17 protein-coding genes are annotated in these 18,601 nt (G+C 60.4%); 5 read left to right on the top strand and 12 right to left on the bottom strand.

Annotated features, from left to right (window positions below; all coding sequences use genetic code 11):
- Positions 1-36 precede the first annotated feature (36 nt).
- Genes I5S59_RS06165 through I5S59_RS06150 form a run of 4 tightly spaced genes read right to left on the bottom strand, consistent with a single transcriptional unit; the run spans position 37 to position 5,549 of the window.
- Complete coding sequence (locus I5S59_RS06165; protein ID WP_197875829.1) at positions 37-2,082, bottom strand: EscV/YscV/HrcV family type III secretion system export apparatus protein; 2,046 nt, start codon at positions 2,080-2,082, stop codon at positions 37-39.
- 4 nt (positions 2,083-2,086) lie between these two features.
- Complete coding sequence (gene sctW / locus I5S59_RS06160; protein WP_332262067.1) at positions 2,087-3,187, bottom strand: type III secretion system gatekeeper subunit SctW; 1,101 nt, start codon at positions 3,185-3,187, stop codon at positions 2,087-2,089.
- The gene (sctC, locus tag I5S59_RS06155; RefSeq protein WP_197875828.1) at positions 3,184-4,827 is read right to left on the bottom strand and encodes a type III secretion system outer membrane ring subunit SctC; all 1,644 of its coding nucleotides are present in this window, start codon (positions 4,825-4,827) and stop codon (positions 3,184-3,186) included. Before sctC ends, sctW begins: the two co-directional genes overlap by 4 nt.
- Entirely contained in the window at positions 4,824-5,549 is a 726-nt protein-coding gene (locus tag I5S59_RS06150) for a helix-turn-helix domain-containing protein (protein ID WP_332262066.1), read from the bottom strand. Before I5S59_RS06150 ends, sctC begins: the two co-directional genes overlap by 4 nt.
- Positions 5,550-5,688: 139 nt before the next feature.
- Between I5S59_RS06150 and I5S59_RS06145 the strand changes: the two genes are divergently transcribed.
- Positions 5,689-6,894 carry a CmpA/NrtA family ABC transporter substrate-binding protein gene (locus I5S59_RS06145; RefSeq protein WP_197875827.1) on the top strand — a complete coding sequence of 402 codons (1,206 nt, stop codon included), beginning with the start codon at positions 5,689-5,691 and terminating at the stop codon, positions 6,892-6,894.
- A gap of 15 nt (positions 6,895-6,909) precedes the next feature.
- On the top strand, positions 6,910-7,485 hold the full coding sequence (locus I5S59_RS06140) for an ANTAR domain-containing response regulator (protein WP_197875826.1): 576 nt from the start codon (positions 6,910-6,912) through the stop codon (positions 7,483-7,485).
- A 31-nt stretch (positions 7,486-7,516) separates the two neighbouring features.
- On the opposite strand, the gene I5S59_RS06135 is transcribed toward I5S59_RS06140, so the two are convergent.
- The gene (locus I5S59_RS06135) at positions 7,517-8,911 is read right to left on the bottom strand and encodes a hypothetical protein (RefSeq protein ID WP_197875825.1); all 1,395 of its coding nucleotides are present in this window, start codon (positions 8,909-8,911) and stop codon (positions 7,517-7,519) included.
- Positions 8,912-9,164: 253 nt separating this feature from the next.
- On the opposite strand from I5S59_RS06135, the gene I5S59_RS06130 reads away from it, so the two are divergent.
- Genes I5S59_RS06130 through cobA form a run of 3 tightly spaced genes read left to right on the top strand, consistent with a single transcriptional unit; the run spans position 9,165 to position 12,821 of the window.
- Positions 9,165-10,376, top strand: coding sequence for a nitrate/nitrite transporter (locus I5S59_RS06130; RefSeq protein WP_197875824.1), 1,212 nt, complete (start codon positions 9,165-9,167; stop codon positions 10,374-10,376).
- Between the two features lie 9 nt (positions 10,377-10,385).
- Positions 10,386-12,056 (top strand): bifunctional protein-serine/threonine kinase/phosphatase, encoded by a 1,671-nt coding sequence (locus I5S59_RS06125; RefSeq protein WP_197875823.1) that lies wholly within the window; start codon positions 10,386-10,388, stop codon positions 12,054-12,056.
- 27 nt (positions 12,057-12,083) lie between these two features.
- Entirely contained in the window at positions 12,084-12,821 is a 738-nt protein-coding gene (gene cobA / locus I5S59_RS06120; RefSeq protein WP_197875822.1) for a uroporphyrinogen-III C-methyltransferase, read from the top strand.
- Positions 12,822-12,878: 57 nt separating this feature from the next.
- On the opposite strand, the gene I5S59_RS06115 is transcribed toward cobA, so the two are convergent.
- From I5S59_RS06115 to I5S59_RS06085, 7 genes are all read right to left on the bottom strand, one after another.
- Positions 12,879-13,913: an OmpA family protein gene (locus I5S59_RS06115; protein ID WP_197875821.1), complete on the bottom strand. Its 1,035-nt coding sequence runs from the start codon at positions 13,911-13,913 to the stop codon at positions 12,879-12,881.
- Between the two features lie 110 nt (positions 13,914-14,023).
- Positions 14,024-14,590, bottom strand: a complete 567-nt coding sequence (gene sigX / locus I5S59_RS06110) for an RNA polymerase sigma factor SigX (protein WP_128326429.1) — start codon at positions 14,588-14,590, stop codon at positions 14,024-14,026.
- A 113-nt stretch (positions 14,591-14,703) separates the two neighbouring features.
- The gene (locus I5S59_RS06105; protein ID WP_128326090.1) at positions 14,704-15,528 is read right to left on the bottom strand and encodes a mechanosensitive ion channel family protein; all 825 of its coding nucleotides are present in this window, start codon (positions 15,526-15,528) and stop codon (positions 14,704-14,706) included.
- Positions 15,529-15,530: 2 nt separating this feature from the next.
- Positions 15,531-15,785, bottom strand: a complete 255-nt coding sequence (locus I5S59_RS06100) for a CrfX protein (protein ID WP_371128640.1) — start codon at positions 15,783-15,785, stop codon at positions 15,531-15,533.
- Between the two features lie 95 nt (positions 15,786-15,880).
- Positions 15,881-16,876 (bottom strand): zinc transporter ZntB, encoded by a 996-nt coding sequence (locus I5S59_RS06095; protein WP_197875819.1) that lies wholly within the window; start codon positions 16,874-16,876, stop codon positions 15,881-15,883.
- A 27-nt stretch (positions 16,877-16,903) separates the two neighbouring features.
- A complete protein-coding gene (rraA, locus tag I5S59_RS06090; RefSeq protein ID WP_197875818.1) occupies positions 16,904-17,392 on the bottom strand; it encodes a ribonuclease E activity regulator RraA in 489 nt (162 codons plus the stop codon).
- Between the two features lie 206 nt (positions 17,393-17,598).
- On the bottom strand, positions 17,599-18,597 hold the full coding sequence (locus I5S59_RS06085) for an alpha/beta fold hydrolase (RefSeq protein WP_197875817.1): 999 nt from the start codon (positions 18,595-18,597) through the stop codon (positions 17,599-17,601).
- Positions 18,598-18,601: the final 4 nt, after the last annotated feature.

Below are 18,601 nucleotides of genomic sequence, written 5' to 3'. Positions count from 1 at the left end.
GCACCGCAGTATATTCAATAGCTGCCATTGCCGTTCCTAGAGTGTCTTGATCACGTTGACTGAAATGTTCTCGGCGACCTCGGCGAACGACATCACGTCCAGCTCCCTGAAGCGGCCATCGATCAACTTTTTCATGTAGCGCCGGACATCCACCGAGCACAGCAGCACCAGGTCCTTGTGCGGGATGTACAGATCGCTCAGACCTGCGCCGACACGATCGAGCAACGCCTCGACCTGGGCTGCTTCGAGGTTGACGAAGTTACCCGCGGATGTCTGGCGCACGGCCGAACGCACCACCTCCTCGAACTCGGCACCGAGCAACAGCACGTTGAGCGTGTCCTGCCGGGCGAACTTGTTGCTGATGTAGCGCGCCAGAGCACCGCGCACATGCTCGACCAAGGCCAGGGTGTCTTTCTCCCGGGACGCCCAATGCGCCAGGGTTTCCATCACCAGTTTCATGTTGCGCACCGAAATACGCTCACTGATCAGCCTTTGCAGCACTTCACTGATCTTCTGCACGGTGACATAGCGATAGACCTCTTTGAGCAGGTCGGGATACTGCCTTTCCAGCTCATCGAGCAGTGTCTTGGTTTCCTGCACACCGAAAAATTCCTGGATATTGCGCGCCAGCACCACCGCCAGGCTGTGGTAGAGCTCCTGCTGGGCCGCCCGTAGCGGATAGCCGAGCGCGGCGATAGCCTGGCTCTGACTGTCGCTGACCCACAGGCTCTCGACTTTGTTGCTGTCGCGCCCGCGCCTGATCTCGACCCCTGAGTCCTGCAATTGCTCACCGAAATCGAGCAGGCGGTGGTGCTCGAAGAACAGGTCGAACTGATCGGCTCGCACCTCATTGATCAGGATCGTGACCTGGTGTTCGGGCAATGTCTGGGCCGCACGCAGATGCGGCTGGGAGATGCGCAAACCATAATCGATGAAAAACTGGCTGCGCAGGCGTTCGGCAAAGCGTGCCTGCTGTAATTCACCCAGCCGGTTCGGCGGCACCAATAGCAACAGGGGCAGGGTTTCGGTGCTCAGGCTGTCGATATCGACCAAGGTTTCTACCGGCCTTTGTTCACGACCTGCTTCCAGGCTCGCACCCTCGCCCCGCTCCGCCTGCTCAGGCCGCCGTCGGCGCCAGAGCACTGCGGCCATGACGCTGCTGATGAACACGAACACCAGCAGCGGAAAGCCCGGTAGCAATCCCACACCCAACGCCAGCAATGCGCACACCCCGAGCACGAATGGGTTGCCCAGTACCTGGCTGAGCATGTTGCGCCCCAGGTTCTGCTCGTCGCCATTGACCCGGGTGACGATGAAGCCTGCGCCAATGGCAATCAACAGCGCGGGAATCTGCGCGACCAGACCGTCACCGATCGTCAACAGGGTAAAGGTCGACAGCGCAGTGGACATATCCATACCCAACTGGCCGACACCGACGGCCATGCCACCGATAAAGTTGACGAAGATGATCACAATGCCTGCAATGGCATCGCCCTTGATGAACTTCATGGCACCATCGAATGAACCGTACAGCTGGCTCTCACGCTCAAGCTCACTGCGCCTGGTCCGGGCCTGGGCCGCATCAATGGCACCCGCCTTGAGGTCGCCATCGATGCTCATTTGCTTCCCGGGCATGCCATCCAGGGAAAACCGCGCGGCGACTTCCGCCACCCGCTCCGAGCCCTTGGTAATGACAATGAACTGAACGATGGTGACGATCGAGAAAATCACGAAGCCCACTACCAGGTTCTCGCCGATCACGAACTCACCGAAAGAGGCAATGATCTCGCCGGCGTCGGCCTGGGTCAGAATCAGCCGGCTGGTGCTGATCGACAGCGCCAGGCGAAACAGTGTGGTCAACAGCAACAGCGCCGGAAAAGTCGAATAACTGAGGATTCGCTCGATATAGAACGAGCCCATGAATATCAACAACGACAGGACGATGTTCAGGCCGATCAGAAAATCCACCAGCATTGTCGGCAAGGGGATGATCAACATGGCGATGATCATCACCATCAACGCCAGAATGAGCAGTTCCGGGCGTGCGGCGCACCTGGCCAGCCATAGATTCAGCAGGGTCATGGCATCATCCTTGTTGCGCCTTATGCAGTCCGTACAGGCGACGCTGCAACAAGACCTCAATGGCAAAACTGCTGTCGGCCAACTGGGTGAAGCGCTCTGCCAGGTACAACAGGGCATGATCCTCGGCGAACAGTTGTTCCGGCAACGCCAGGCATGCCCGGCGCAAGTGCTGCAGCAGGCTGGCGCGCCCCCGTGCATCGACCTGCAGCAGGATCGGACCGACCGCCTCCTGCAACAGGTCATCCAGCGCGTGGGGATAACGCAGTATCCCGAGCAGTAGCACCAGGCAGTCCAGTTCGCTGACGTCGAAATGCCCGACCAGGGTGCCGACGAACAAGCGGTCGGCCGAACGCAGCCTTTTCAACTGACCAAGCAGGATCAGCAACGGGCCGAATTCATGCAGACTGCAACTGGGATCCTGACCCTGGATATCAGTGAGCAGGCTCTCTTCCAGAAAACCCAGAACGCAGTGACGGTGCTCGGGACCATACAGCGCGATCCACTGTTCGTAGTGGTCCGCAGCGCCGCGCTCGGACTCGAGGAAGTCGCGGTAGTTGTCCCGCAGCACGCTGGCGCGCACAGCCATGCGCTGACCATACAGCCTGGCCTTGAGTGCACTGTTGATGCCTGCTTGCAGGCGTTTGGGGTTGGCGCGCTCGCGCAGCGCCTGCTCCAGCTGAAGCAGGCGCTTGCGGGTTTCACTGTGCAAATCGCTCTGACGCAACAACAACGTCAGGATCAACGCCAGATCGCTGTCATCGGCAAACAACTGCGATACCTGTTGCAACAGCATCGTCAGCGGCAGTCGCCGGTCCGCCGTCAGGGCCAGGACCTGCCGGGCCTTGGGCGGTGCGTCGTCTTCGAGGACCCGTTCGAACAAATCGCTGGCCGACTCGCTTTTGAGCTCGAACTGACGGCGGCGAAACTGCGCCATGACCTGGGCCAGGTCGTCGCTGCTCTGTACCGCGTGCTGCAACAGGTTGCTGCCCGGGTCCCGGTTGTCTTCCTGGTTGTCAATCGCCGGCGCCTGGCGTTCGGCCGCCAGCTCACGGCTTAGCCGTGCCTGTGCGGCGCGCCCACCCAGGCTGCCCATTCCAGGGATCACAGCGACACCGCACGCATGAAAGCGTTGCGCAGGCGCTCATGCTGCTGGTCTTCGAAAAGTTCCGATTTCAGACCCTGCGGATCGAAGGCCAGAGCCTCGCCAATTTCCCGCGGCTGGATGAGAAACACCCGCACTGTGTTGGACGAACGCTCCAGTCGGTAGCTGAACAAACGACCGATCCAGGGCAAGGCGCCGAGCCCCGGGACTCTGCCGATCTGCTCGGCGTTCTCATCTCGGCTGAAGCCACCGACCAACAGGCTCTTGCCCTGCGGGACCCGGGCGACCGTGCTGATGCGGGTACGGCCGACTGTCGGCAATATCGAGGGATACTCGTCACTGCGTGGCTCAAGCTCGTTGCCATCTTCGATGTTCAGCGACATCTCGATTTCGTCGCCCAAGGCAAAGCGTGGCAATACGCTGACCAGGGTGCCATAGGTGACGTGCTGCAGATCGACGCTGCGCTCACCCACCAAGGGGGCATAAAACGTGCGGTTGTTGTCGAAGATCGCCGGAACGTTTTCCTGAGTGAGAATCACCGGCCGCGCCACCACATTGGCCAGATCGCTGCGGGCCAGCGCCGACACCCGGGCGATGAACGACAGGCCATCGAGCGTGGTGGCCGAGCCGCCGTTGAGTGCAACGGAAAGCTGCCTGCCGATGTTGACCTGGCCTTGCCAGTCGATGCCCAGGTGCTCCAGCGCCTCTTTTTGCAGGTCGATAATCCACAGCGACAACTCGACATGGCGCTTGGGTGTGTCCAGAGCGGCGACCAGGTTCTCGATAAAGCGCACTTGCTCGGGCAGGCCCTTGACCAGCAAGCTGTTGGTGTCCGGATAGGCGACCACACGAATATTTGCCGCAGCTGCCTGCTCCGGCGCCAGCCGGGCGTTCTCCCAAGCCTCTTCAATCAGGTTGTCATCCAGCGTCGACACCAGCAGGCCCGGAACCGCGTCGCCCTGACCCGGCTCGCTACGCACGTCGACCCGGGCCTTTTCGCCTTGCAGCAGACCTTCGATAACGCTGGCGATACCCGGGATGTTGACGGTCTGCTCGCGCAGTTCATAACGTCGGTCTCCAACAAAGGTATTGATCAGGCGAATGACCCCCACCTGCTGGCGGCCCAACGTGATCTGTGACGGCTCCCGATCGACCATGGTCGCCAGTCGCTGTACCAGATCGACATACATCGGCGGCCCGGAAACATAGAAGGTGCGCCGGCCATCGCCCCGCAACGGATAGCGTGGGTCAAACAGGCCGGAGCGACGCAGAAACGCCTGCACGCCTTCGACGCTGGTGTTCTGTAGCGAGACCATCACACTCTTGAGCTCGGCACTGTCGTAGAGATAGATCGCCTGGCCGTCGCTGTACCAGATCAGGCCCATTTGCCGGACGACCCGATCGAACACCTGTTGCGCCGAAGTCATGGCAAAGTCACCGGAAATACGCTTGCCCGCGGCCATCTTGCTGACAATGATCGGCTTGCCCAGGGGCTCGGACAGGGCAACGAAAAACCCGCGCAGGCCCTCTTCCTTCGCCCGGTAGCTGTCAGCCACCGAGTGGATGCTGTGCGACAGACTGAGCAACACGGTGCACCAGCAGATCAGCCTGCGCACATCGGTGCGCTTTCCCAGGCCAATCATGAGCGCATGACGCCGGTAATGTTACCCAGCTGGCTTGGCGCCACGCCCAGTAACTCGCGCACATCCCGCGAGAGGTGCGAGGAAGAACAATATCCCTGGTTTTGCGCGACCTCGGTCAACGAGCGCCCTTCACGAATAACCTCCAGTAACGCCCGCGCCACCCGCCAATCGCGCAGTGCCGGCTTGGTCGCACCGCCCAGTGCCTGACGGCAGAGCCTGCGAAAATGCGAGACTGACACCCCGTAGCGTCGCGCCAGCATTTGCAAGCTGTCCTGCCTGCCGCCCTGCTCAAGCAGATAATGGACCAGCCGGTATTCCTCGCTGCTGCGCAAGGCAACGGCGAACCGCTCATAGTCGGCATTTGCGCCCAGTGCCTGGTGGATGTACCAGGGCTCCAGCCGTTGCGCATCGCGGGCCATGGCCCGTGGCACTGACAAGCTCGCCACAGGGAGCGCGGCATCCTGCACCCTGGGCACGTCCCAGCCCTGGTCAATGAACACTTGCAACCTGATCAGTGACGGGCAGCGGATCGCACGAAGATTTGTTGGCATTCGGTTCAATTGACGACGGTCGGTGATCGCCAGCAACCCCTCCCACCCTGCTGGCAGGCTTGGCGCAGCTGCAAACTGCTGCCCGTGCTCCGGGCGACTGCCGACAGTCACGTGCCAGACGCCGTCGGCCAAGTACGCGGTCGATAAAGTGTCGGGGAGCGGGTGAGACACCAGGGCCTCCTTGAGCGTCGGCTTATGAGAAGGAGGCCAGCGTGCACCAGCCCTGCCCTGCAATCCTGATGAAAAACTGATGAGCACTGGCACAAGCCTTGCTCCAGTACCCGAACACGCCCACAGGAGAACCTCACAGATGCCGAGCGCCGATCCGCTGGCCTGGGTCCATGGCAGCGACGCACCGGAAAAACCGCTGCTGGAGCTGGGCTTCATGGCCCTTACCGATTGCGCACCACTGGTGGTCGCGGCCACCCAGGGATTTGCCCAACCCTACGGCCTGAGCCTGAACCTGCGACGTCAGAGCTCCTGGGCAGGCCTGCGCGACAAACTGTTGAGTGGCGAACTGGACGCTGCCCACAGCCTGTACGGTCTGATCTACGCGCTGCAACTGGGCATCGGCGGAGCCGGCGCTACTGACATGGCGGTGCTGATGGGCCTGAACCAGAACGGCCAGGGCATCAACCTGTCTTCGGCGTTGCAGCGCAAAGGCGTGACCAGTTCCGAAGCGCTGGAGCGCTTTGTGCACCAAAGCAGGACAAAACTGACTTTTGCCCAGACCTTCCCGACTGGCACCCACGCCATGTGGCTGTACTACTGGCTCGCCAGCCAGGGCATCCACCCGCTGCACGATGTCAACAGCGTGGTGGTGCCCCCCGCGCAGATGCTCGCGCACCTGCAGGCCGGGCGTATCGACGGCTTTTGTGTCGGCGAGCCCTGGTCGGCCGATGCCGTCGCGCAGGGTCAGGGTTTCACCCTGGCCACCAGCCAGTCGGTCTGGCCCGACCACCCGGAAAAAGTCCTCGGTTGCACCCGTGTCTTTGTCGAGCAGTACCCCAACACGGCCCGGGCACTGATCCAGGCGATCCTGGCCGCCAGCCGCTTCATCGAGCAAAGCCCGGAAAACCGTCACAGCACCGCTCAGTTGCTGAGCGGCAAAACGTACCTGGACACCCCGGTGAGCTGCATCGAACCGCGCCTGCTTGGCAACTATCAGGACGGGCTTGGCAATCAATGGCACGACCCCCACGCCCTGCGTCTGCACGATGAGGGCCGCGCCAATCTGCCTTATCTCTCCGACGGCATGTGGTTCATGACCCAGTTCCGCCGCTGGGGCTTGCTGCAAAGCGATCCCGACTACCTCGCCGTGGCGAGCCAGGTGCAACAACTGGCGCTGTACCGCGACGCAGCCAGCGCCATGGGCGTGCCCTGCAGTGAGCAAAACATGCGCCGCAGCCAGCTGATCGACGGCAGTTGGTGGGACGGCAGCGACCCGGCGGGCTATGCACGCAGCTTTACCCTTCACGCGCTGGCCGAAACGCCTGCTGCCCTCGCCCGCCGCTGACAAGGGAGCGCCACCATGCTGCGAATCCTGTTGATCGACGACACCGAGAAAAAAGTCGGGCGCCTCAAAGCCGCACTGACCGAAGCGGGCTTTGACGTCATTGAGGTTTGCGGGCTAACCATCGATCTGCCTGAACGCGTCGAAACGGTGCGCCCTGACGTGGTACTGATCGATACCGAGTCACCGGGCCGGGATGTGATGGAACAAGTCATCCTGGTCAGCCGTGACCAGCCGCGACCTATCGTCATGTTCACCGACGAGCATGACCCTGGGGTTATGCGCCAGGCCATCCAGGCCGGCGTCAGCGCCTACATCGTCGAAGGCATCCATGCCGCGCGGCTGCAGCCGATCCTCGATGTGGCCATGGCCCGCTTCGAGAGCGACCAGGCGCTCAAGGCCCAATTACAGGCCCGCGACCAGCAATTGGCCGAACGCAAGCGCATTGAACTGGCCAAGGGCCTGCTCATGAAAATGAAGGACTGCAACGAAGAGCAGGCCTACACCCTGATGCGCCGCCAGGCCATGAGCAAGCAGCAGAAGCTGATCCAGGTGGCCGAACAGATCATCGCCATGAGCGACTTGCTGGGCTGAATGCAACGCCCTGCCTCACGGCCGGGCAGTATCAGCCTTGCGGTGTTGATGCCGCACTCAATTGCTGCGCCAGCCGAACAATCTCATGATTGACACGGAGTTTATTGCACACGACTTCATTAAATTCCCAGGTTTTTTCAAATGCTAATGCAAGCGGGCTGCCTTGGCTCGTATCGCCAAATACGGACTGCATGTTAATGTCCGCAAGCGTCGGCATAAACTTCTGCAGTTCTTCGACGTGATACCCGGCCATCACTTCTTCGAGATTATGGCCGCCCGTGAGAAAAACCAGCCCAGCGCTCAAGACACCAAACAGTTTATTCTCCTCTATACCTGAACTACCCAACTCCAACAGCAACCGAAATTGCATAAATGCAAAACCAGAAGTCGAATTGACGAAAGATTGAACCTCTGAGGCCGCAACCGCGGTCGGCCAGCCAGCTGACAAATTGGGTATGCTGCGATCTGTCGTTTTCAACAAGGGTTGGGAAAACATTAAATCACTATAAGGTGCCGTCCTGTTAATGGTCCCCGGATAAAGCGACTCGGACCATTCGTTAATCGACTCCTGGCGCCCACGAAATTCATTTGAAAATGTTTTGGCTTGCCAGTACAGGCCTTGAAATGCTGTTCGATCCGCTGCGTGGGCAGCACTGAAGACAATGTTGCTCACGTCCCGTAAAAAGCGCTGAACCCGATCATCATCCAGCGTTTCCTGTTGCCCCAGGTCAATCCTGTAACCGCCGGCTTCAAGGTGTCGAATAACCGCAGCGTGCTCGGCCAATGAGCCACATAATGCGTGGTGACGCTCACCCCGGGCTGCCATTTCAATCAGTTTTTCCTTCTGTTCATATTGAAGCAACAGGTCCTCGTCGATATCACCGAAGCTACGCATATCACCAATTAATTTCACGGCTTTCTGTAATGCCTCGATACGCGCTGATATTAACTCAACCTGACATTCAGGTACCGGGTTATCGCCACCTGCCGCTTCCCGGGCAGCAATCAAACCCTCCAATTTAGTCTCAAGATGCTCCTTGGAAATATACAGGTCTCTCACGTACTCCCTGGTCGCCCGAGCCAGACCAGCGATCTGGGAGTTTAACCCATCGTTGAGTGCGGCCTGTCGAAGGTACTCAGCCGACAAAGTTGTTTCAAAAAAGCGCCTTACCGGATCTTTGTATTGACTATGCTGGCTGGCATCAAGTTTTGAAATATCCACGCCCTGGTTAACTAGATAGTCACTCACCGTACACTCAGGCGTGCTTCCCAACAGGTACAAGCTCATGACCTGAATCCAGTTTTCCTTTCCCGGCGCTGTCAATGTTAGCAGCGCCTGTCCTTTAGTCAGCCCTTCAACCCGACAGGCATTTTCGGTGCTTGCACTACTTACTGCGTGGCCGCAAAGAGATGGCACAATTTGCATATTCCTCACCCTTACTCTGATACAGGGAGCTGCCTGATGCAGCTGACCTGTGACCCTGCATTTCCCATCGCCAACAATCATGATGAAAACCTGATGATGGAGTGAACATTCTGGTCCGGCATTTGCAGGAGAATATTCAACGGTAGCCAACGGCGGTTGCCCCTCCACGACAAAGACGTCGCCCCCTCACTCGCACACGCGGGTCGGGAGGCGACGTCTTTTTCGTTTCAGCCCCTGTTCAACGAGGTGTTCGATGAATACGAGTTTCTGGAAGTCCGGGCATGTCCCCACGCTGTTCGCCGCCTTTCTGTATTTCGACCTGAGCTTCATGGTCTGGTACCTGCTCGGCCCCATGGCGGTGCAAATTGCCACCGACTTGCAACTGACCACCCAACAGCGCGGCCTGATGGTCGCCACACCGATCCTGGCAGGCGCCATCCTGCGGTTTGTCATGGGTATCCTGGTGGATCGCCTGTCACCGAAAACCGCCGGCCTGATCGGCCAGGTGATCGTCATCGCCGCCCTGTTCTGCGCCTGGAACCTGGGCATCCACAGTTATGAGCAGGTGTTGCTGCTGGGCGTATTCCTCGGCGTCGCCGGCGCCTCGTTTGCCGTCTCACTGCCGCTGGCCTCGCAGTGGTACCCCGCCCAGCATCAAGGCAAGGCCATGGGCATTGCCGGCGCCGGCAACTCCGGTACGGTGTTTGCCGCGTTGCTGGCGCCTGTACTGGCAGCAAGTTTTGGCTGGAATACGGTTTTCGGCTTCGCCGTGATACCGCTGACCCTGACCCTGGTGCTGTTCGCCCTGATGGCGCGCAACGCCCCCGAACGCCCCAAGCCCAAGGCCATGGCCGACTACCTCAAAGCCCTGGGCGACCGTGACAGCTGGTGGTTCATGTTTTTCTACAGCGTCACCTTCGGCGGTTTCATAGGCCTTGCCAGCGCCCTGCCCGGCTACTTCAACGACCAGTACGGCCTGAGCCCGGTCACTGCCGGCTACTACACCGCCGCCTGCGTCTTCGGCGGCAGCCTGATGCGCCCCTTGGGCGGCGCCCTGGCCGATCGCTTTGGCGGCACCCGCACCTTGCTGGCGATGTACTCCGTGGCCGCGATCTGTATTGCCGCCGTGGGCTTCAACTTGCCCAGCTCGGTCGCCGCCCTGGCCTTGTTCGTCAGCGCCATGTTGGGCCTGGGTGCAGGTAACGGCGCGGTGTTCCAGCTGGTGCCACAACGCTTTCGTCAGGAAATAGGGGTGATGACCGGCCTGATCGGCATGGCCGGCGGTATTGGCGGGTTTCTGCTTGCAGCCGGTCTTGGTGCAATCAAACAGCACAGCGGCGACTATCAACTGGGCCTGTGGCTGTTCGCCAGCCTCGGCGTGCTGGCCTGGTTCGGCCTGCATGGCGTAAAACAACGCTGGCGCACCACCTGGGGTTCTGCTGCCGTAACTGCAGCACGGGTCTGAGGCGCCGCCATGAGCCTGCAACTGAGCTACGCCCAGGCCAGCGCCACCGGCCCCCGGGAAGAGAACCAGGACGCGCTGCGCCTGGTCACTCCCAACCCGGAACTGGCCGCCAGCAAAGGCTACCTGTTTGCCCTCGCCGACGGTGTCAGCCAGTGTGCCGACGGCGGCCTGGCGGCACGCACCAGCCTGCAGGCCTTGGCACTGGACTACTACGCCACGCCGCCCACCTGGGGCGTGGCGCAGGCTTTGGATCGTCTGCTGCTGGCCCAGAACCGCTGGTTGCGCGCCAATGGCGGCGGCCAGCCGTTGCTCACGACCCTCAGCGCGCTGGTGCTACGAGGGCGGCGCTTCACCCTGGCACATGTTGGTGACTGCCGGATCTACCGCTGGGGCGCAGGGCAACTGCAGCGTATCAGCGAGGACCATGTCTGGGACCAACCCGGTATGCAGCACGTTTTGAAACGCGCCCTGGGCCTGGACCAGCACCTGCAGGTCGACTACCTGGAGGGCGAACTGCACCCCGGCGAGTGCTTTGTGCTGCTGAGCGACGGTGTCTGGGCCAGCCTCAGCGAATCACAGATCAGGGCCGTGCTGCGCGAGCAGATCGACCTGCAGGACGCTGCCCAGACCCTGGTCAGCTCGGCGCATTACAGCGGTAGCCAGGACAACGCCAGCGCCCTGCTGGTGCGCGTCGATCAGCTGGGTGAAAGCAACCTGGGTGACTCACTGGCGCAGCTTCAGCAATGGCCATTGCCTGCGCCACTGCGCAGTGGCCAGGCAATCGATGGCCTGACGGTCGAGCAGACGCTCTGCCAGAGCCGGCAGTCCCTGCTGTACCGCGTTCACGACCACGAACAGCAGGCCTGGCTCCTCAAAACCCTGCCTCAAGCGCGCAAGGATGAAGCAGGTGCATTGCAAAGCTTGCTGCTTGAAGAATGGTTCTTGCGTCGCGTAGCCGGACGCTACTTCCCCGAAGTGCATCCGGCCGGCCAGCGCCAGCACTTGTATTACCTCATGCGTGAATACCCGGGCCAGACACTGGCCCAGTTGTTCACCCGTGACGGCCCGCTTGCCCTGTCGCAGTGGCAAGCACTCGCCCAACAACTGTTGCAGGCGGTCGGGCAGTTGCACCGGCGCAATATCCTGCACCGCGACATAAAGCCCGAAAACCTGCACCTGGGCGACGACGGTCAGCTGCGCGTGCTGGATTTTGGTCTGGCGTTTTGTCCGGGCCTTTCCGAGGACCGCACCCATGAACTACCGGGCACACCCTCCTTCATTGCCCCGGAAGCCTTTGAGGGCGAGCCGCCCAGCCCACAACAGGATCTCTACAGCGTCGGCGTCACCCTCTTCCACCTGCTGACCGGGCACTACCCCTATGGCGAAATCGAAGCTTTTCAGCGCCCCCGCTTTGCCCAGCCCACCAGTACCGCGCGCTATCGCCCGGACGTGCCCGAATGGCTGGAGCACAACCTCAACCAGGCACTGGCCGCCAACCCGCAACAACGCTTTGAAACCGCCGAGCAATGGCTGTTGCTGCTTGAGCAAGGCGAACGCCAGCACCTGAGCGTGCGGCCGCGGCCGTTGCTTGAACGTGAACCGCTGAAAGTCTGGCGCGGCCTTGCATTGCTCTCTTTGCTACTCAACCTGATCCTGCTGATCTGCCTGCTAAACGGCTGACAGCCCCCTGCCGATGAGGAATACCCGATGAACGCGAAAGTCTGGCTGATTGGTGCAGGACCTGGAGACCCAGAACTGCTGACTCTCAAGGCCGCGCGCGCCCTCAGTGAGGCCGATGTGGTGCTGATAGATGACCTGGTCAACCCCGAAGTACTGGTGCACTGCCCCGCAGCGCGGGTGATAGCCGTTGGCAAGCGCGGCGGTTGCCGCTCTACCCCGCAGGCCTTCATCCAGCGCCTGATGCTGCGCTATGCCCGCCAGGGGCGCTGTGTGGCACGCCTCAAAGGCGGTGACCCGTGCATTTTCGGCCGTGGTGGCGAAGAAGCCGCGTGGCTGCAGGCGCACGGAATCGAAACGGAACTGGTCAATGGCATAACCGCCGGCCTGGCGGGCGCAACCCAATGTGGTATTTCTCTGACCTTGCGCGGAGTCAGCCGCGGCGTAACGCTGGTGACGGCACACACGCAGGATGACAGCCCGCTGAACTGGCAGGCGCTGGCACAAGGCGGCACCACCCTGGTGGTGTACATGGGGGTCAGTAAACTGGCGGAGATTCAGCAAGGCTTGCTGGAAGGAGGCTTACCGGCACAGACACCGATTGCCATGATTGAAAACGCGTCCTTGCCGCAGCAGCGCGAACAGCGTTGTACCCTGGGGCAACTGACCGATGCGGCCAATCGCTTCAAACTGAACAGCCCGGCGATTCTGGTGATCGGCGAAGTGGCGTCGCACGACGCTGCAGCGCTGATCCAGCTCAGCGCCTGAATCGCAGGCAAAGAAAAGCCCGGCCTAAGCCGGGCTTTTCAGTAGTGCCTGGACCAATTACTTGGCTTGGGCTTCTACTTGTGCTTCTACGCGACGGTTAACAGCGCGACCAGCGTCGGTGGCGTTGTCGGCAACCGGACGGGTTTCACCGTAGCCAACCGACTCAACACGGCTCGATTCTACGCCGTACTGGTTGGTCAGAACCTGCTTAACGGCGTTTGCACGACGCTCAGACAGCTTCTGGTTGTAAGCGTCAGGACCGACGGAGTCAGTGTGACCTTCAACAGTGGTGGTGGTCTGTGGGTACTGCTTCATGAAGTCAGCCAGGTTCTTGATGTCACCGTAGCTGTTTGGCTTGACGACCGACTTGTCGAAGTCGAACTTGACGTCCAGCTCAACACGTACGACTTCGGCAACAGCCGGGCAGCCGTCAGCGTCAACGGTAACGTTGGCTGGGGTGTCAGGGCACTTGTCAACGTTGTCGCAAACGCCGTCGTTGTCGCTGTCGGAGCAGACTTCAGCAACTGGAGCAGGAGCAGCTACTTTGCCGCCGCTACCACCGAAGTTCAGACCCAGACCCAGGGATGGGCCCCACTCGGTGTTGCCGTTGTCGATGTTGTACATGGCTTCAACGCCAGCACGGGCGAAGAACATGTCGGTGATGTACCACTTGGCGCCAGCGCCAACGTTGGCGAAGGTGGAGTGGTCACGACCGTTGTTGAAGCTCTGGCCCAGGCTCTCGTGAGCAAAACCTGCGGAAACGTAAGGACGTACTGCGTCGCCTACGGTGCCCAGGTGGTAGGTAGCGTCGAGTTTAGCTTTCGAGCCTTTGATGTCCTTGTTGAAGACATCGCCACGAACGTTGTGAGTTTCGTTGTAGCCCAGGTCCAGGGACAGGTCGTCGGTCAGGAAGTAACCGAGGCGAACACCAGGGTTGGTGCCGTCGTTCTTGAAATTGCGCTCGCTATCGTAGTACTGCTTGGTGACGTTGCCTTCAATTTCGACCGCGCCTTGGCCTTGTGCCAGAGCGCCGAAGGAAGTTGCGGCTACAAGAGAACCAATGGCCAAGCCCAAGGTGTTTTTCAATTTCATCCGTTAAATCCCCATCTGGTGATAGTTAAGCAGTCCCACCAACATCCGGGGGACAACTCGACGGCAAGTTTAGCAGAACTTGCCGGTACGTTAGAGATATTTGCGCGCTACTAAGTTTCAGCAAGGCCCGCAAATTTCTCACGTAGCTTGTCTAGCGCACGTTTATACCGCATTTTCGTTGCGCTAAGGCCCATATGCATGATATCGGCGATCTCCTGAAATTCCAGCTCTGCGACAAATCGTAGCACCAGAATTTCACGGTCAATCGGATTTACATGCACTAGCCACTTGTCCAGCCCGCCTTTCTCTTCCGCTTTCGGTGCCTTTTCTTCAGAGGCCTCCTCAAGGGGATCCAGACTCAACGCGTCCATTAGACGGCGTTTACGTCGCTCCTTGCGGTACTGGGTGATGCATTCGTTATAGGTGATGCTGTAAAGCCAAGTCTTGAATTTCGACTTGCCCTCGAAATTCTTCAGGCCATAGAGCACCTTGAGCATCACCTCCTGACAGACATCGTCAGCGTCCCGATCGTTCCCCAGATAACGTGCGCACACATTAAAAAGAGTTCGCTGGTAGCGGCGCATGAGCTCCTCATACGCGCGAGTAACATGAAACAGCTCCTCATGCGAACGCGCCACCAACTCCTCATCAGTGAGCTCGCGGGGGTCGTAACGCATGGGCAGCGAGTGAACTTTATTCAAAACGAATCTGGCCGACAGTCAGGTCAATGTCGCCGCTTACCCCTGCCTGGGGTAATTTCGCGGCGGCATACATTAGCAGGATTACCCGGTTAGCGGCTATTGACTCGCTGCTCCAGGAGAATCCGGTTGGACAACGAAACCAGCTCGCCGTCATCGGTCAGCAGGGTCGTCTTGACCGTGCCGATCTCCTCGATTTGACCTTCGACCTCTCCAACCTGCACCTGTTGGCCCACCTGATAGAGCTCTCGCACATAGATCCCGGCCAGAATCTGACCGGCAATTTCACGGCTACCGAGGCCCATCGCCAAGGCAACGGCCAGACCAACGGTAATCAATCCGATGACGATAACGTGGTTCAGCAGGTCGGTTTTGACCTCAAGCTGGCTGATTGCCACTGAAATGCTGATGATGATCACCAGACCCTGGGCAATGCGCCCGACACCGGCTGCATACTCCAGACCGATGCCTTCGGCCGCACCGCGCACCAGGCCGTTGACCAGCTGCGCCAGCAATACACCGGCCAGCAGTACCAGCGCCGCACCAAATACCTTGGGCAGGTACAGGGCCAGCATGTCCAGGGTTGCCGACACCCGCTCAAGGCCAAGCGATTCAGCCGCCGAGACCAGGAAGATCAACAGCACGAACCAGTAAACGATCTTGCCGATCAGGGTCGAGATGGGGACCTGGATGCCGACCCGGTCAAGCATCTTGGTCAGCCCGGTGCCGCCCATCAAGCGGTCCAGCCCAAGCTTGGCCAACAACTTGGACAACAGGGTGTCGAGCAACTTGGCCACGACAAAACCGAGCAGCACCACAACCAGCGCGCCGAACAGGTTGGGGATAAAGTTCGCCACTTTGGTCCACAACGCAGTCATTGCGGTGAGCAAGCTCTGCGTCCAGAGATTAAGTTCCATAGTCAATCGGCCTTATCAGCTTTACGAGCGGTAGCATTACGCCGGACCGGCGCAACATGCGCCGAGCCATTATTGACAGCGATCATCAACGCCTGGCTCCAGCGGCCAAGCAGGCTGAACAGATCGCCCGCGCCGACCTGGCGGTTGGCGGTTTTCAGCACCCGCCCAAGGCAGGCATCGTCGTCGCGGTCCTGGCCGGACGGCGAGGCCTTGAGCAGGTCTCGCAGGGATTCTTCAAACGGATCGTGCATAGGCACCTCGCGCAATATCAGTCAAAGACGAGGTCGTTACGGCGCGGGTCACATGAACCGGGCGGACAGTTGGTGACTGAATGTTCACAACGTGCACCCCGTCACACCCAGCGCAGGCGGCGAAACAGCCACCACTGCCCGAGCGCCAGGCCCAGTACCAGCAGGCTGGCGAACAGGAAACCATAGGGGCTGTCCGACCCGGGAATCCCCCCCACATTGATACCCAGCAAGCCGGTGACAAAGCTCATCGGCAGGAATATGCAGGTGATGATGCCGAACCGGTACATGGTCCGGTTCATCCGCTCGGCACGCCGGCGGTCTTCACTTTCGAGCACCAGCGCCGCACGCTCACGGGTCAGTTCCAGCTCTTCGAGGTAGCGGATCAGGCTGTTGTTCAGCTCGTTCCAGTAGTCGCCATCGTCTGCGGCGAACCAGCTCCACTTGTTGCGTGCCAGTTGCGCATACAGCTCGCGTTGCGGTGCGAGAAAGCGGCGCAGGCCTGCTGCTCGCCGGCGAATCTGCTGCAGTGAGCCCTGTTCGGGTGCATACCGTTTGTCGGCCTCGAGCTTTTCTTCTTCCAGATCGACCACTTCCGAGAGGTCGCTGACCAACGCCTGGACCTTCTCGGTCAACAGTTGCGCCATGCTCAACAACAGCTCGGAGGCCGTTTTCGGTCCGCGTCCCTCAGCCAGTTGCTGCAGCAACTCGTCACTGGCGCGCAACGGCCGCAAACGCAGGGAAATCACCTGTTGAGCACGGGCGAAAATGCGCACCGACACCATGTCTTCGGGCTCGGCCCCCGGGTTGAGGTTGACCCCACGCAAGAACAGCAGCATCTGCTCGTCAGGCAAGGCCAACAGCCGCGGGCGGGTGTTTTCTTCCAGGAGCAGGTCGCAGGCAAATTCGCTCAGGCCACTGTCCTGACGCAACCAGGTACGGGTTTGCGGATGACTGCGATCCCAGTGCAACCAGAGGCTCTGCTCCGGTTGCAGCTGCAGGTCGTCCAGTTCAGTTCGAGCGATCGAGCGTGCACCGCCTTTGCCATCGAGCACCAGGGCATGCACCAGCCCCCACTGCGCGTTTTCTTCCTCGAACATTCCTGCTCCACTTAGCGGTTTCAGTGCTTATTCCGGCATTTTAAGCGGGCTTGGCGAAACAATCACACCGTTGTTGTCAGCGTAGATGTACTCGCCCGGGCGGAACGTCACCCCGGCAAAGGTCACGACCACATCAAGGTCACCAATGCCGCGCTTGTCGGTCTTCATCGGGTGACTGGCCAGGGCCTGAACACCAACGTCGGTTTGCGCCAGGACATCGACGTCACGCACGCAACCGTAGATCACCAGGCCTTCCCAGCCATTCTTGGCGGCCTTCTCGGCCAGCATGTCACCCAGCAGCGCGCGGCGCAGCGAGCCGCCACCGTCAACCACCAGCACTTTGCCCTTGCCGTCCAGATCAACCTGCTCCTTGACCAGCGAGTTGTCCTCGAAGCACTTGATGGTGACAATTTGCCCACCAAAAGAATCGCGGCCACCAAAGTTGCTGAACATTGGCTCCACCACCTGCACCAGGTCCGGGTAGGCGTCGCACAAATCGGGCGTGAGATAATGCATGGGTAACTCCTGTCGATTGCCAAGACATTGGATGTGAAGTCGCAGTGCCATTGAAGAGACGAGGTGCAGCGATGCGGCTTTACCCCCAAGGCTACACCGTCGACACCGACCCGGTCACCCGCTGTCGTGCCGATTGCCTTACGGTCAGCGAACGATACGCCAACCAATACCCCTTAAATGACCGAAACCGAAACAATCGTCATATCTTAGCGATAACTGGGTGCTGGCGAAACGCCTTCGGGCGTCTCTTCACGCAGCGGCGCCAGCGGGTTGAGCAGCCAGCGCTCGACCAGCGGCCAGACCTGCACCTGCGCCGGCTTGCTGACGAGCATGTCGACATGACCGAAGTTGTCGAAACCCTCCTCGCGCCCCAGCCGGATAAACTGCTTTTGCTCACTGCCCAACTGCTCGAACAGCTTGCGGCATGCCCACACCGGGTCCTGGTGATCCCCCGCCGCAGCCACAGCCAGCACCGGCACATCAATCTCGGCCAGCCCTGCCCACCAGTCGCGATCCTTGTCGCCAAAGCGGCCGAACAGGCCAAACCAGCGCATGCTTTCCAGGGCCAGGCCTATCGGCTCGTCCTCGGGGCCGCGCTTGAGCCGGGTACCCGACAGTTGCGCAAAGCGCTTGAGCAGCAAGCGCCCGCCCCACTCCACCGGCGGAATTTTCAACGGCCAGTAGGTGCGGCTGACCTGCGTGCCGAAAAACGCCGCACTGGCCACCAGATCGGTCGCCAGGTATTCGCCGCCCAATGCCGCCGCCAGTGTTGTGCCCCCCAGCGAATGGCCGACCCAGTGCGCGGCGCGACCGCATTTTTCACTGACAAAAGCACCAATCACAGGCAGGTCGTAGCGGGCATAATCGGCAACGCGATTGCTGCGGTAGTCGCGGTTGCGCGGTGACAGGCCGTGACCGCGCATTTCCGGGATCCACACATCGAAACCGGCGCGTGCCAGATAAGCGCCCAGGCCGATGCCACGGGGCGAATACCAGAAGCGCCGGTTGGAAAAGCTGCCGTGCAGCAGAATGACCGGGGTGCCGCGCACTTCGGCCTGATCAGCCATGCCCAAGCGGGTAACCGCCAGTTCAACCGTGCGATCCGGGCTGTTTCCGGCTTTGATCCGGTACACATCCTCGCTCAGATCACCCCGGCGCTCAGCACTGAGCAAGGCCACGGGAAATAGAGTACTGCTGCTTTGCATAGGG

The sequence above is a fragment of the Pseudomonas alkylphenolica genome (genome assembly GCF_016009175.1).
GTDB lineage: Bacteria > Pseudomonadota > Gammaproteobacteria > Pseudomonadales > Pseudomonadaceae > Aquipseudomonas > Aquipseudomonas alkylphenolica_B.
The sequence above is the reverse complement of the archived record's forward strand: the minus strand, read 5'-3'. Positions and strand labels throughout refer to the sequence as shown.

Excerpts from the sequence above, each read along its gene's own strand:
- I5S59_RS06105 (WP_128326090.1), bottom strand. The coding sequence starts at position 15,528 with ATGGAACTTAATCTCTGGACGCAGAGCTTGCTCACCGCAATGACTGCG.
- I5S59_RS06135 (WP_197875825.1), bottom strand. The coding sequence starts at position 8,911 with ATGCAAATTGTGCCATCTCTTTGCGGCCACGCAGTAAGTAGTGCAAGC.
- sctC (WP_197875828.1), bottom strand. The coding sequence starts at position 4,827 with ATGATTGGCCTGGGAAAGCGCACCGATGTGCGCAGGCTGATCTGCTGG.
- I5S59_RS06115 (WP_197875821.1), bottom strand. The coding sequence starts at position 13,913 with ATGAAATTGAAAAACACCTTGGGCTTGGCCATTGGTTCTCTTGTAGCC.
- rraA (WP_197875818.1), bottom strand. The coding sequence starts at position 17,392 with ATGCATTATCTCACGCCCGATTTGTGCGACGCCTACCCGGACCTGGTG.
- I5S59_RS06085 (WP_197875817.1), bottom strand. The coding sequence starts at position 18,597 with ATGCAAAGCAGCAGTACTCTATTTCCCGTGGCCTTGCTCAGTGCTGAG.
- I5S59_RS06165 (WP_197875829.1), bottom strand. The coding sequence starts at position 2,082 with ATGACCCTGCTGAATCTATGGCTGGCCAGGTGCGCCGCACGCCCGGAA.
- I5S59_RS06145 (WP_197875827.1), top strand. The coding sequence starts at position 5,689 with ATGCCGAGCGCCGATCCGCTGGCCTGGGTCCATGGCAGCGACGCACCG.
- I5S59_RS06095 (WP_197875819.1), bottom strand. The coding sequence starts at position 16,876 with ATGTTCGAGGAAGAAAACGCGCAGTGGGGGCTGGTGCATGCCCTGGTG.
- I5S59_RS06140 (WP_197875826.1), top strand. The coding sequence starts at position 6,910 with ATGCTGCGAATCCTGTTGATCGACGACACCGAGAAAAAAGTCGGGCGC.
- cobA (WP_197875822.1), top strand. The coding sequence starts at position 12,084 with ATGAACGCGAAAGTCTGGCTGATTGGTGCAGGACCTGGAGACCCAGAA.
- I5S59_RS06130 (WP_197875824.1), top strand. The coding sequence starts at position 9,165 with ATGAATACGAGTTTCTGGAAGTCCGGGCATGTCCCCACGCTGTTCGCC.
- I5S59_RS06125 (WP_197875823.1), top strand. The coding sequence starts at position 10,386 with ATGAGCCTGCAACTGAGCTACGCCCAGGCCAGCGCCACCGGCCCCCGG.
- sigX (WP_128326429.1), bottom strand. The coding sequence starts at position 14,590 with ATGCGTTACGACCCCCGCGAGCTCACTGATGAGGAGTTGGTGGCGCGT.